Source organism: Mycobacterium sp. RTGN5, from assembly GCF_033804465.1.
In the GTDB taxonomy this organism is placed as follows: domain Bacteria; phylum Actinomycetota; class Actinomycetes; order Mycobacteriales; family Mycobacteriaceae; genus Mycobacterium.
The window spans coordinates 477,417-490,151 of record NZ_JAPZLA010000003.1; the positions used below are offsets into that span (position 1 = coordinate 477,417).

Consider the following 12,735-nt stretch of genomic DNA (forward strand, 5'->3'; position numbering starts at 1 on the left):
TCGATGCTCTAGCTTTATCTGCGTGACTGCCTTCAGTTTCGGACTGCTCATCCTTCGTGTGGTGCTCGGCCTGACCATGGCCGCCCACGGCTACAACAAGTTCTTCGGCGGCGGCCGCATCAAGGGCACCGCCGGCTGGTTCGACAGCATCGGGATGAAGCCCGGCGTCTTCCACGCGCGGGTGGCGGCCAGCACCGAGATGGCGGCCGGAATCGGCCTGGCTCTGGGGCTGCTGACGCCGGTGCCTGCCGCGGGGTTCGTCGCCCTGATGCTGGTCGCGGCCTGGACGGTGCACCGGCACAACGGCTTCTTCATCGTCAAGGAAGGCTGGGAGTACAACCTGATCCTGGCCACCGCGGCCGTGACACTCGCCGCGACCGGCGCCGGCAAGTACAGCCTGGACTACGCGCTGTTCCACGGCACGAGCGTCTACCACTGGCTGCACGGCTGGTGTGGATTGCTCATCGCGGTGGTGCTCGGTCTGGCCGGCGGGATCGGGCAGCTCGCGATCTTCTACCGCCCGCCCGCCAAAGCCTGATCGGTACAGTCCCGCCGCGCGGGAATTCCGTCCCACCCGACTAGAACGCGTTCTAGTGTTTGCGGCATGGGATTTCTGAAGCAGGAAGTACCCGTCATCGACCTCGAGACGTGGAGCCAGGGCACACGCGCGGAGAAGATCAAGCCGATGGCCCGGCACTGGGCCGAGGTCGGCTTCGGCACCCCGGTGGTCCTGCACCTGTTCTACGTCGTCAAGATCCTGCTCTACGTCTTCGTCGGCGCACTGTTCGGTCTGGCCACCAAGGGCATCGACGGGTTCACCAACATCGGGACGTGGTGGTCCGAGCCGATCGTCTACGAAAAGGCCGTGCTGTACACGATGCTCTTCGAGGTCGTCGGCCTCGGCTGTGGCTTCGGCCCGCTGAACAACCGCTTCTGGCCGCCGATGGGCTCGATCATTTATTGGTTGCGCCCCAAGACGATCCGGCTGCCACCGTGGCCCAAACTGGTTCCGCTGACCAAGGGCGACAGCCGCGGCCCCGTCGACATCGCGCTGTATGCGGCGTTGATCGTGATGATTCTGGTCGCGTTGTTCTCCGATGGCACCGGGCCGATCCCGGAGCTGGGCACCACGGTGGGTCTCTTGCCGACGTGGCAGATCGCGGCGGTCGTCGCGCTATTGGCGTTGGCAGGCCTGCGCGACAAGGTGATCTTCCTGGCCGCCCGTGGTGAGGTCTACGGCGCCTTCGCGGTCGCGTTCCTGTTCGCCGGCGTCGACATCATCATCGCCGCCAAGCTGGTGTGTCTGGCGATCTGGATGGGGGCGGCGACCTCCAAGCTCACCCGGCACTTCCCGTTCGTCATCTCCACGATGATGTCCAACAGCCCGGTCGTGCGGCCCCGGTTCCTCAAGCGGATGTTCTTCAAGAAGTTCCCCGATGACCTTCGGCCCGGCCCGATATCGCACGTGGTGGCCCACATCAGCACCGCCATCGAGATGCTGATTCCGTTGGCCCTGTTCTTCTCGCACGGCGGCTGGCCCACCACCATCGCGGCCATCGTGATGCTGTGCTTCCACTTCGGCATCCTGTCCGCGATCCCGATGGGTGTGCCCCTGGAGTGGAACGTCTTCATGATGTTCTCGGTGCTGTCGCTATTCGTCGCGCACGCTCAGATCGGGATCACCGACATCACCACCCCGTGGCCGATCCTGCTGTTCCTGGTGCTCGTCGTCACGGTGTTCCTCGGAAACACCGCCCCGCGCTTGGTGTCCTTCCTGCCCGGCATGCGCTACTACGCCGGCAACTGGGACACCACGCTGTGGTGTGTGAAGCCGTCCGCTGAGGCCAAGATCGAGGCGAACCTGGTGACCATCGCCAACATGCCGGCCGCCCAGCTCGAAAAGTTCTACGGCAGTAAGGAAGCCGCGCAGATCCCGCTCTTTATGGGATATGCGTTCCGCGCCTTCAACACTCACGGCAAGGCCCTGTTCACTCTTGCTCACCGCGCGATGGCCGGCGAGAACGAGGACGACTACTCCATCACCGACGGCGAGCGCATCTGCAGCATGGCGATCGGCTGGAACTTCGGCGACGGGCACATGCACAACGAACAGCTCATCACCGCGATGCAGACTCGCTGCCACTTCGAACCCGGCGAGGTTCGCGTGGTCCTGCTCGACGGCCAGCCGATCCACCGGCAACGGCAGGCCTACCGGCTCGTCGACGCCGCGACCGGTGAGTTCGAGACCGGCTACGTCAATGTCTCCGACATGGTCGACCGGCAGCCCTGGGACGACACCCTGCCGGTGCACGTGACGTCTGGCGCGACTGACCGAACGGTTGGTTGACCCGGCTGAGACTGTGTTGCGGGGGCGTGTTAGAAATCGAAGATCAACCCCCTCTGCAATAAGGAGCAAGCCGATGGCTGAAGCGGTAATTGTCGAAGCTGTGCGTTCGCCCGTCGGCAAGCGCAACGGCGGACTGTCTGGTGTGCACCCCGCCGAGCTGTCGGCCCAGGTGCTCAACGGTCTGGCCGAGCGTGCCGGGATCGACCCAGGGATCGTCGACGACGTCATCTGGGGCTGTGTCATGCAGGCCGGTGAGCAGGCCCTCGACATCGCCCGCACCGCGGTGCTGGCCGCGGGATGGCCCGAGTCGGTGCCCGGTGTGACGGTCGACCGCCAGTGCGGCTCCAGTCAGCAGTCCGTGCACTTCGCCGCCGCCGGTGTGGTGGCCGGCCACTACGACGTCGTGGTCGCCGGTGGCGTCGAGTCGATGTCCCGCACCCCGATGGGCGCGTCGCTGGCCAACGGCGGACACCCGTACCCCGACGCGTTCCGTAGCCGCTACTCCCAGACTCCGAATCAGGGCGTCGGCGCGGAGATGATCGCCTCCCAGTGGGGCTTCGATCGCACGGCGCTGGACCAGTTCTCGCTCGGGTCGCACGAAAAGGCAGCTGCCGCACAGGATTCTGGTGCCTTCGATGACCAGATCGTGGCCATCAAGGACCAGGACGGTAACCCCGTGCTCAAGGATGAGGGCATCCGTCGCGGTGGCACCATCGAATCGATCGGCAAGATCAAGCCCGCCTTCAAAGAAGACGGGGTGATCCACGCAGGCAACAGCTCGCAGATCTCCGACGGCTCGGCTGCGCTGCTGTTCATGTCCGCGGAGAAGGCGAAGTCGTTGGGGCTCAAGCCACTTGCTCGGGTGCACACCGCCACACTGGCCGGCGCCGACCCGGTGATCATGCTGACCGCGCCGATCCCCGCGACGCAGAAGGTGCTCAAGCGCTCCGGGCTGTCCCTGGACGAGATCGGCGTCTTCGAGGTGAACGAGGCGTTCGCCCCGGTGCCATTGGCTTGGCTGAAGGATATCGGCGCCGATGAGAAGAAGCTGAACCCCAACGGTGGGGCCATCGCCCTCGGTCACCCGCTCGGCGGGTCCGGTGCGCGCATCATGACCACGATGCTCTACCACATGCGGGACAAGGGAATTCGCTACGGTCTGCAGACCATGTGCGAAGGTGGCGGCCAGGCCAACGCCACCATCCTCGAGCTGCTGTAGTGACTGACGTCGAGACCCCCGCCGCTCTCTCCGAGCGGCGGGGCAACGTCCTGCTGATCACCATCAACCGCCCCGATGCGCGCAACGCCGTCAACGGCGCGGTGAGCACCGCTGTCGGCGACTTGCTGCAGCAGGCCCAGGACGATGCGGACGTCTGGGCGGTGGTGATCACCGGCGCCGGTGACAAGTCGTTCTGCGCGGGGGCCGATCTCAAGGCAATCTCGCGGCGGGAGAACCTCTTTCACCCGCAACACCCCGAGTGGGGGTTCGCGGGATACGTCCGGCACTTCATCGACAAGCCGACCATCGCGGCGGTCAATGGCGCCGCGTTCGGTGGCGGCACCGAACTGGCGCTGGCCAGCGACCTCGTCGTCGCCCAGGAGAGCGCCAAATTCGGCCTGCCGGAAGTCAAGCGGGGTCTGGTCGCCGCGGCCGGCGGGGTGTTCCGCATCGTCGATCAGCTGCCGCGCAAGGTCGCCATGCACCTGCTGTTCACCGGCGAACCGATCACCGCCGCCGAAGCTCTCGGGTGGGGCCTGATCAACGAGGTGGTGCCCGACGGCACCGTCGTCGACGCCGCATTGGCTCTGGCGCAACGCATTACCGTCAACGCACCGCTGGCCGTGCAGGCCAGCAAGCGCGTCGCGGTCGGTGTCGACGACGGGATCATCACCGCCGACGAGGCCGGCTGGACGCGCACCATGCGGGAGATCGGTGCGCTGATGAAGTCCGAGGACGCCAAGGAAGGCCCGCTGGCCTTCGCCGAGAAGCGCCAGCCGGTCTGGAAGGCGCGCTAGCGCAACCGGATTAGGCGGGCTTGGTTGTCGTCGACGGCGTGGTCGTCGGCGACGACGGCGTTGACGACGGTGACTCGGTGGGCGCCGAGGTCGACGTCGTTGCCGTTGCCGACGTGCTCGTCGCCGTGTCCGGGGTCGGCGCGTCGCCGGGGCTGAGCACGGTGTCGATCATGTAGACGTAGGCGGCGCGGGTGGTGTAGCCGCACAACACCTTCACGCTGTCGTTGATCTTGATGTCGCCACCCTTGCCGGTCACGTCCACCACGCTGCCCTGCTGCGTCGGCATCTTGCCGTGCAGGTCGTCGGGGCCGAGGTAGCCGAGCACGAGGTGGTAGAAGAGCGTCGACGTCAGCAGTGCCGGGTCGCTCTTGAGCTCGGCCAGCGTGGACTCGTCCAGTTTGGCGAACGCGTCGTTGGTGGGCGCGAAGATCACGTACGGGCCACCGTCGATCACGCTGCCGATGTTGACGGCCGGGTTGAACCCGCCGGTGATCGCCGCGTTGAAGGTGCTCAGATCCGGGTTGGCGGCGATGGCCGCGGTCGCTGTCTGGGTGCCCATGCTCGCGAACGAACCGGGTCCGGCGGGGATCCTGCTCTTGTAGGCGTCGCAGCCCGAGCCCTGCGGATCAGGCAGCTGGCTCATGCTCGGCACGGGGATTTCCGACGTCGTCGGCGCGGCCGAGGTGGTGGTCGTCGGCGTCGGATCGGCATAGGCCTGAACCGCGGTCGGGATGGCGACGGCGATGGCTGCCAGCGCCGCAGCGACGCCGAGGGACTTGGTACGAGTGCTCACGTGGCTCCTTGAGTTCTCTTATGGAGTCGGCGAATCGCGGGTCCCCGTTACCGCTGCGCCGTGTGAATCGTACTTGCAGCAAAGTGCCAGTCTCAAAACGGGCGATAAATGCGCAGGTCAGAGCGCTGGCCGGCGGACCAGCCAGCACAGCAGCGCCGCCACCGTGCAGAGTCCGGCGGCCAGATAGAACGCTAGGTCGTAGCTGCCGTTGAGATCGCGCAGCCGCCCCGCCCCGAAGGCTGCCACCGCCGCCCCGACCTGATGGGCGGCGAACACCCAGCCGAACACCACCGGCGAGCGAGTGCCGAAGTATTCGCGGCACAGCACGATCGTCGGCGGCACGGTGGCCACCCAGTCCAGGCCGTAGAAGATGATGAACACCCAGGTGCCCGGCTGGGCGTGCGGGGACAGCAGCGCGGGCAGCGCCAGCAGCGACAGCCCGCGGCCGAGGTAGTAGACGACCAGCAGCAGCCGAGGGTCGACGCGGTCGGTGAGCCAGCCGGAGAAGATCGTGCCTGCGACGTCGAGCACACCGACGGTGGCCAGCAGCCCGGCGGCGACCGTGGTGGGCATGCCGTGGTCGTTGGCCGCCGGGATGAAATGCGTGCCGATCAGCCCGTTGGTGGTCATGCCGCAGATCGCGAAGCTACCGGCCAGCAGCCAGAACGCCGGGACGCGCGCACCGATGAGCAGGCCGTCGAACGCGGCGCGGAAACTCGACGCCGGAACTGCTTGCGGCGCTTCGGTTGTCGTGGCGCCGTAGGGCAGCAGGCCTTTGTCCGCGGGGTAGTTGCGCATGAACAGCAGCACCGGCGGCACCACCGCCAGCGCGGCCGCCGCGACGATCAGCGAGGCCCAGCGCCAGCCGTAGCGGGTCGTCACCTCGGCGACGACCGGCAGGAAGATCAGCTGCCCGGTGGCGCTGGCGGCGGTGAGCACGCCGGTGACCAGTCCCCGGCGCTGCTCGAACCATCGCACCGCGACGGTGGCGACGAACCCCATCGAGATCGCACCGGTACCGACACCCACCAGCACGCCCCACAGCAGGACGAGCTGCCAGCTGGCGGTCATCAGCACGCTGGCTGCCGAACCCGTCGCGATCAGCAGCAGCGCGGACGCCAGCACCGGGCGCACCCCGAATCGGTCCATCAGGGCGGCCGCGAACGGCGCCGTCAGCCCGAACAGTGTCATGTTGACCGACATCGCGAGCCCGACCACACCGTGCGACCAGCCGAACTCGTGGTGCAGCGGGTTCATCATCACGCCGGGCACCGACCGGAAGCCGGCCGCGCCGAGGATCGCCACGAAGCTGACCGCGGCCATCACCCAGGCCCAGTGCAGACCGGTGCGGGTGGCCGGTGAAGTCGAAGTCGAGGTCACCGGATCACTCTGGCCGATCGGCCCGTGTCCAGCTAGTGGCAAGAATGACACTATTCGTTAAAAACATGCCAGACTGGCGGCATGCATCGCGTGGCGGTTCTGCTGCTGGAGCCGGTGGTCGGTTTCGACGCCGGGATCGCGCCGACGTTGTTCGGCGCGGCCACCGGTGCCGACGGGGCGCCGCTCTACGAGGTGGTGGTGTGCGGGCTGAACCGTGCCCCGGTCCCCACGACCAACGGGTACGCGATCGTGCCGGGCGCAGGCCCGGAGGCGCTGGCGACCGCCGACACCGTCGTCGTCCCCGGCACGCGGTATCGGCCCGCCCGGTTGGACGGCGTGCTGGAGCCCGACGTCGCCGCCGCGCTGGCCTCGATCCGGCCCGGAACGCGGATGGTGTCGATCTGCACCGGCGCGTTCGTGTTGGCTGCCGCCGGGTTGCTCGACGGCAGACCGGCCACCACGCACTGGCGTTGGGCCGACGACCTGCGCGCCCTGCATCCCGAGGTGCTGATCGACGAGAACGTGTTGTTCGTCGACGACGGCGACGTGCTGAGCTCGGCCGGTCTAGCCGCCGGAATTGACTTGTGCCTGCACATCATTCGCGCGGATCACGGCGCGTCGGTGGCCAACGACGTGGCCCGCTACTGTGTGGTTCCGCCGTGGCGCGAAGGTGGGCAGGCCCAGTTCATCGAACGGCAGGTGCCCAGCGACCAGCACGGGCATGCGTCGACCGCGGCCACCCGGCAGTGGGCGCTGGATCACCTCGACGAACCGCTGTCGATCGAACAACTGGCCCGGCACGCCCGGATGAGCGAGCGCACATTCTGCCGCCGGTTCCGCGAGGAGACCGGGCAGTCGCCGGGCGGCTGGGTGCGCAGCAGGCGAGTGGAGCTCGCGCGCGAACTGCTGGAGACCCACGACCTGCCCGTCGACGAGGTGGCGCGCCGCGCCGGCCTGGGGTCGGGCGGGAACCTTCGGCACCATCTGCGGCGTGGACTTGGCATGTCGCCGTCGCGCTATCGCAAGGTGTTCCAAGGCAGCTGACGGCATCTGCCTACGATGTCGGCCATGGCCGAACCACTGATCATGTCCGTGCGCGGACAGTCTCCTGAACTGCACGCCGAGTCCTGGGTCGCGCCCAACGCGGCGGTGATCGGCCAGGTGCGGCTCGCGGCGCGGGCCAGCGTCTGGTACTCCGCGACGCTGCGTGCCGAGGCGGAGTGGATCGACATCGGCGAGGGCAGCAACATCCAGGACGGCGCCACCGTGCACGTCGACCCGGGATTCCCCGCGCGGATCGGTGCCGGCGTGACGGTCGGGCACAACGCCGTGCTGCACGGCTGCACGGTCGAGGACGGAGCCCTGGTCGGGATGGGCGCTATCGTGCTCAACGGGGCGGTGATCGGGGCGGGGTCGATCGTGGGCGCCGGCGCGGTGGTGCCGCAGGGCACGATTGTGCCGCCGCGTTCGCTGGTGGCGGGGGTGCCGGCCAAGGTCCGGCGCGAGCTGTCCGACGCCGAGTTGGAAGGCAATAACCTCAACGCCGCGGTCTACGAACACCTCATCGACCTGCACCGCAACCCTGAGTAGGTTTGCGGCGTCGCCAGATTGCCGATAGTCCTAGCGTGAAGTCGCTACGGATACTGGTCACCGGTGCTACCGGATACGTCGGCTCCCGGCTGGTGGCCGGGCTGCTCGACGCCGGGCACGACGTTGTCGCCGCCACTCGCGACCCGGAGAAGCTCGGCCGATTCGGCTGGTGTGACCGGGTGACGGCGGTCGCCCTCGACGCCGACGAGCCGTCGTCGGTCGAATCGGCTTTCGGCGTCGCCGGCCAGATCGATGCCGTCTACTACCTGGTGCACGGGATCGGCCAACCCGGCTTCCGCGAGCGGGACAATGCCGCCGCCTCGAATTTCGCGGCTGGGGCCAAGGCCGCTGGGGTGAAGCGGATCGTGTACCTCGGTGGGTTCGTGCCCGCCGGTGAGGAGCTTTCTGAACACCTGGCCGGCAGGGCCGAGGTCGCCGGTGCACTCAACGTTGACGGCGGACCCGAACTGGTCTGGCTCGGCGCGGCGGTGATCATCGGCGCGGGGTCGACGTCGTTCGAAATGGTCCGGTATGTCGGCGACCGATTCTGGCTGATCCCGTTGCCGCCGTGGGCCGATCACAACATCGACCCGATTTCGATCCGCGACGTGCTGTACTACCTGCTGGCCGCGGCCGACCCGGCCGTCGTGCCTGCTGGGTCATACGACATCGCGGGGCCTGCCACGACCACCTACCGCGAGCTGTTGTCGACCTACGTCGACGCGGTGGGTTCGCGTCGCGCCGGGCTGCCGGTGTACGACTTCGTGCCGCACGGTGTGGTCGGCCGGGTGGCCGGTGCCGCGGTGCCGGTGCCGACCGGCCTTGCGGCCGATCTCATCGAATCGCTGGACCATCCGATGACGGCCTCCGACACTGTCTTACGTGACCTTGTTGCCGATCCGCCGGGTGGGCTCACCACCATCGAGGACGCCGTCGCCGCGGCGGTCTCCCGTCGCCGGCCGCGCCCGGTTGATGAGCTGGCCGACCCCCATCACCTCGCCGACAGCGACCCGATCTGGGCCGGGGGAGATGCGCTGCGGCTGCGACGGGTGGCGGCGTCCGTGACGCCCGCGCTGGCACGGCCCGCGCTTGGGCTGTTCGACGCGGTGCCCGGTCCGCTGGCCGGGGTGCTGCGCACCGGGCTGGATCTGCTGCTGGCGAAGGGCCACCCGTCGTGACGGCGCTGGCTGACATACGCGCTGCGGTGACCAATACTGCTGTGCCACATCAGGAATGGCCGTCGATGATCCGGCGCCGGCGCATCGTGGTGTGCGTGGTGATGGTCATCGGTGCGGTGCTGCTGGGCTTGTCGTTGAGCCGCACGCCCGGCGACGTGGCGTTCTACTGGCTGACGCTGGCGCTGGCTGCGGCGTGGGCATTCGGGGCGCGTTTGTCGGGCCCGTTGCACCTGGGCTACATCAGCTGGCGCGGGCGCAACCAGCGGCCGGTGCTCACCGGGATCACGATCGGGCTGCTGCTCGGGGGCGCATTCGTGGTCGGCGGACTGGTGGCGCGCGAAATTGGGCCGGTGGCCGAACGCATCACCCGGGTGCTGGAATACGCCAACCACGGCAGCCTGGCGCTGGTCGTGGCGATCACCCTGGTGACCGGTTTCGCCGAGGAGTTGTTCTTCCGGGGCGCGCTCTACGCGGCGCTGGGCACGTTTCATCCAGTGGTGATCTCCACGGTGCTGTACACCGTGGCGACGTGCGCCAGCGGCAACCCGATGCTCGGCTTCGCCGCCATCATCCTCGGCACGGTGTGCGCGGTCGAACGCCGAGCCACCGGCGGAGTGCTGGCACCGGTCCTCACCCACGTGGTGTGGGGGCTGATCATGGTGCTGGCACTGCCGCCGATGTTCGGCGTGTACTAGACGCGAATTAACTGAGCGGATGGGCGATTTCGTCGCGGGCCATGCGCGCCGCGATGTACGCGACCGCGGCCAGTAGTACCGGCGCGATACCGGTCACGGCGAAGATGAGCTCCATCGGGACCACCTTCGACACTGGGCCGGCGACCGCCATCGACACCGGCATGAAGGCCAGCGAGACAAAGAAATCCAGGCTCGATACCCGGCCCAGCATCTCCGGAGGTACGCGGCGCTGCAGCAGCGTGCCCCAGATGACTCCCGCCCCTTCGGCAAGGCCGATGACGAACAGCGCGATCAGCATGACCGGCAGCGAGGACGTCGTGCCGACAATGACGAACGGCAGGGAGCCAACGCCCCACATCGTCATCATCACGGTGAGGTAGCGCCGGGGCAGTGGTCGTGACGACACGGCGACTGCGCCGATCGCACTGCCCAGTCCGAACGCGGCGAGCATGAAGCCGTACACCTGGTCACCGTTGGCGAACCGGTCGTGGGCGATGAACGGCAGCAGCACCTCGATCGGGCCCAGCGCGAGGAACACCCAGGTGCAGGCGAACAGCAGCGTCCAGCGCAGCCACGAGGTGCGCAGGACGAATCGCAGGCCGTCCCGCAGATCGGTGAGCGCGTGCGGCTTGTCCCGCGTGACGGCCATGACGATGTGCGAACCCTCACCGGGTCGCATCGCCACCAGCAAGATCAGTCCGATCACCATCAGCACGGTCACCGCCACCGAGCCCAGCGCGGGGAAGGTGAGTCCGATCAGGATGCCGGCCGCGGCAGGTCCGATGGCCTGTTGCAGGGTCGGGCGGATCGTGCCCTCGACGCCGTTGGCGGCAAGCAGGTAGTCGGCCGGCAGGATGCGGGGCAGGTAGGCGCTATAAGCCGGGAAGAAGAAGGCCGCGCCGATGCCGAGAACCGTTGCGGCAACAGCCATATGCCATAGCCGCAGATCGCCGAGCAGGCCGAGGATGGCGACGGCACCGGTTGCGATGACGTTGGCGGCCTCGACGGCGATGATGATGGCGCGCTGCGGAACCCGGTCGGCCACGATGCCGCCGACCAGGATGAAGGCCAGCATGCCGGTGGCCAGGCACGCAGCGACCAGCGAGAGTGCGGCGGGGTCGTCGGCCAGGGCGATGACCTGAAGGGCCATCACGACGGTCCACATACCTTCGGCGAAGAGGAACAGCGACATCGCCGCGATGAGCAGGCGGAATTCGCGGAATTCGAAGGGTGCGAGCACGCGCCAGCGGCCGGTGGACTTCACCGGCTCGTCAGTGCAGGGCGTACTCATCCATCGATGGTCGCTGACGGAACGGGGTCACGTCCAACGATTTTCGGATCAGAGAAAGAGCTCGTCGAGAGGGTTGGGCACCGGGCGGCCAGCCAATTTATAGCTGACCCACTGGTTCAACGAGACGCCTTGTTCAGTCGCTTCGATGATGAGCCGCTCGTGCAGGACGCGCGATGTGCGGACCGCGAAATTCCCGCTATAGCGGTGGTCGGTGAGCGAGGGTGGGGGATCCATGCCGAGGTCGGCCAGTTCGTCGAGTTCCTGGGCGATCATGCGCTCGACGCGCTCGATCGCTTCGTGTGGCGTCAGCGCGACAGCGAACCGGCCTTTGAATTCCAGGCACAGGCCGACATATTGGCAGTAGCCATCGGACCACTCCGCGCGGTAGGTGTAGTTGGTCATCGCCTCATGATGGCGAGGTCCCCCGACAATTCCGACGATTCGGCGAGTTCGGCGCGGCTCTGTCTGGGTGGGTGGGTGGGTTTTCAAAAACGTGATATCGCCGGTGATATCGCGTTTTGGAAAAGTGCCTAGTGGGGTAGAGGTCGCCCCGCTCAGGGTGACGTTTAAGACTCTGTGAACGTCGGGGAGCGGTGCTCCTGAAACGCCTTCGTGCCCTCACGAAAATCGCTGGACCCCAACAGAATCAACTGGCCTTCGCTCTCCCGGCCGATCGCGGCGTCGAGTTCGGTCAGCGTCGCCGCATTGATCGCCTGCTTGGTCTTGCGCAGTGCGATCGCCGGCCCGGACGCCAACTTGTCGATCACCGCGGCCACCCCGGCCTCCAACTCGTCGGCCGGGTACACCGCACTGACCAGTCCGCTGTCGAACGCATCGGCGGCCGAAAGGCGTTCGGCCAGAAGCGCCATCTTCATCGCACGGGCCCGGCCGATGGACGCGGCCACCAACGCCGACGCCCCGCCGTCGGGCATCAGCCCGATCTTGGTGAACGCAAGCAGGAAAAACGCCTTCTCCGAAGCCAATACGATGTCGCAGGCCAGCGCCAGCGACACCCCGACCCCGGCCGTCGGGCCCTGCACCACCGCCACCACCGGCTTGGGCAGGTTCACGATCGCCCGCACCGCGCGGTTGGCCTCCTGCAGCACCTCGTCCGGCGTATCCGGCCTGCGGTTGGACTGGTCGTCGGCGCTGATGCCGGCACCGGAGCTGAATCCGCGCCCGGCCCCGCCCAGACGCACCACCCGCACCTGGGGGTCGTCGGCCGCGTGCTCCAAGGCATCGCCCAACGTGCGCAACATCGCCGCGTTCAGCGAGTTCAGGCTGTCCGGCCGATTCAGCGTCACCGTCAGTAGTCCGCCGTCGAGCGACACGGTCAGTTCCGGGTTACCGGTGTAAGCGTCGATGGTCGTCATGGCTGCACCCTAGCGCCGACGGGGGCGCAGCCCGCGCCGGGTCAGGCCAGGTGTAAATAGTTAAGGCGGCGA

The 12,735-nt window shown here is 67.6% G+C and carries 13 protein-coding genes; 8 read left to right on the forward strand and 5 right to left on the reverse strand.

Going from position 1 to position 12,735, the window contains the following annotated elements:
• The first annotated feature begins 22 nt into the window (after positions 1-22).
• The 4 genes from SLQ31_RS19275 to SLQ31_RS19290 all read left to right on the forward strand — a co-directional run bounded on the left by SLQ31_RS19275 (position 23) and on the right by SLQ31_RS19290 (position 4,363).
• Positions 23-538: a DoxX family protein gene (locus SLQ31_RS19275; RefSeq protein ID WP_319435603.1), complete on the forward strand. Its 516-nt coding sequence runs from the start codon at positions 23-25 to the stop codon at positions 536-538.
• A gap of 66 nt (positions 539-604) precedes the next feature.
• The gene (locus SLQ31_RS19280) at positions 605-2,347 is read left to right on the forward strand and encodes a DUF3556 domain-containing protein (protein WP_319435604.1); all 1,743 of its coding nucleotides are present in this window, start codon (positions 605-607) and stop codon (positions 2,345-2,347) included.
• Positions 2,348-2,420: 73 nt separating this feature from the next.
• Positions 2,421-3,566, forward strand: coding sequence for a thiolase family protein (locus tag SLQ31_RS19285; RefSeq protein ID WP_319435605.1), 1,146 nt, complete (start codon positions 2,421-2,423; stop codon positions 3,564-3,566).
• A complete protein-coding gene (locus SLQ31_RS19290) occupies positions 3,566-4,363 on the forward strand; it encodes a crotonase/enoyl-CoA hydratase family protein (protein ID WP_319435606.1) in 798 nt (265 codons plus the stop codon). The genes SLQ31_RS19285 and SLQ31_RS19290 overlap by 1 nt, the downstream gene beginning before the upstream one ends.
• Before the next feature lie 10 nt (positions 4,364-4,373).
• On the opposite strand, the gene SLQ31_RS19295 is transcribed toward SLQ31_RS19290, so the two are convergent.
• Both SLQ31_RS19295 and SLQ31_RS19300 read right to left on the reverse strand, forming a co-directional pair.
• Positions 4,374-5,156 carry a fasciclin domain-containing protein gene (locus SLQ31_RS19295; protein ID WP_319435607.1) on the reverse strand — a complete coding sequence of 261 codons (783 nt, stop codon included), beginning with the start codon at positions 5,154-5,156 and terminating at the stop codon, positions 4,374-4,376.
• Between the two features lie 117 nt (positions 5,157-5,273).
• Complete coding sequence (locus SLQ31_RS19300; RefSeq protein WP_319435827.1) at positions 5,274-6,479, reverse strand: MFS transporter; 1,206 nt, start codon at positions 6,477-6,479, stop codon at positions 5,274-5,276.
• A gap of 138 nt (positions 6,480-6,617) precedes the next feature.
• Here SLQ31_RS19300 and SLQ31_RS19305 point away from each other — a divergent pair, with 138 nt between their 5' ends.
• The 4 genes from SLQ31_RS19305 to SLQ31_RS19320 are packed head-to-tail and all read left to right on the forward strand — an operon-like array spanning position 6,618 to position 9,999.
• Positions 6,618-7,580, forward strand: a complete 963-nt coding sequence (locus SLQ31_RS19305; RefSeq protein ID WP_319435608.1) for a GlxA family transcriptional regulator — start codon at positions 6,618-6,620, stop codon at positions 7,578-7,580.
• A 24-nt stretch (positions 7,581-7,604) separates the two neighbouring features.
• Positions 7,605-8,126 (forward strand): gamma carbonic anhydrase family protein, encoded by a 522-nt coding sequence (locus SLQ31_RS19310; protein ID WP_319435609.1) that lies wholly within the window; start codon positions 7,605-7,607, stop codon positions 8,124-8,126.
• 35 nt (positions 8,127-8,161) lie between these two features.
• Positions 8,162-9,304: an NAD(P)H-binding protein gene (locus SLQ31_RS19315; RefSeq protein ID WP_319435610.1), complete on the forward strand. Its 1,143-nt coding sequence runs from the start codon at positions 8,162-8,164 to the stop codon at positions 9,302-9,304.
• Positions 9,301-9,999, forward strand: coding sequence for a CPBP family intramembrane glutamic endopeptidase (locus SLQ31_RS19320; protein ID WP_319435611.1), 699 nt, complete (start codon positions 9,301-9,303; stop codon positions 9,997-9,999). Before SLQ31_RS19315 ends, SLQ31_RS19320 begins: the two co-directional genes overlap by 4 nt.
• Positions 10,000-10,006: 7 nt before the next feature.
• Here the strand turns inward: SLQ31_RS19320 and tet(V) are convergent, their stop codons facing one another.
• The 3 genes from tet(V) to SLQ31_RS19335 form a co-directional block, all read right to left on the reverse strand.
• Entirely contained in the window at positions 10,007-11,290 is a 1,284-nt protein-coding gene (tet(V), locus tag SLQ31_RS19325; RefSeq protein ID WP_319435612.1) for a tetracycline efflux MFS transporter Tet(V), read from the reverse strand.
• 48 nt (positions 11,291-11,338) lie between these two features.
• Positions 11,339-11,692 carry a toxin-antitoxin system HicB family antitoxin gene (locus SLQ31_RS19330; RefSeq protein WP_319435613.1) on the reverse strand — a complete coding sequence of 118 codons (354 nt, stop codon included), beginning with the start codon at positions 11,690-11,692 and terminating at the stop codon, positions 11,339-11,341.
• Positions 11,693-11,856: 164 nt separating this feature from the next.
• A complete protein-coding gene (locus SLQ31_RS19335) occupies positions 11,857-12,663 on the reverse strand; it encodes an enoyl-CoA hydratase (RefSeq protein ID WP_319435614.1) in 807 nt (268 codons plus the stop codon).
• Between the last annotated feature and the right edge of the window lie 72 nt (positions 12,664-12,735).

Coding starts and splice junctions, on each gene's coding strand:
- SLQ31_RS19305 (WP_319435608.1), top strand. CDS start 6,618: ATGCATCGCGTGGCGGTTCTGCTGCTGGAGCCGGTGGTCGGTTTCGAC.
- SLQ31_RS19335 (WP_319435614.1), bottom strand. CDS start 12,663: ATGACGACCATCGACGCTTACACCGGTAACCCGGAACTGACCGTGTCG.
- SLQ31_RS19285 (WP_319435605.1), top strand. CDS start 2,421: ATGGCTGAAGCGGTAATTGTCGAAGCTGTGCGTTCGCCCGTCGGCAAG.
- SLQ31_RS19280 (WP_319435604.1), top strand. CDS start 605: ATGGGATTTCTGAAGCAGGAAGTACCCGTCATCGACCTCGAGACGTGG.
- SLQ31_RS19330 (WP_319435613.1), bottom strand. CDS start 11,692: ATGACCAACTACACCTACCGCGCGGAGTGGTCCGATGGCTACTGCCAA.
- SLQ31_RS19300 (WP_319435827.1), bottom strand. CDS start 6,479: ATGGCCGCGGTCAGCTTCGTGGCGATCCTCGGCGCGGCCGGCTTCCGG.
- SLQ31_RS19310 (WP_319435609.1), top strand. CDS start 7,605: ATGGCCGAACCACTGATCATGTCCGTGCGCGGACAGTCTCCTGAACTG.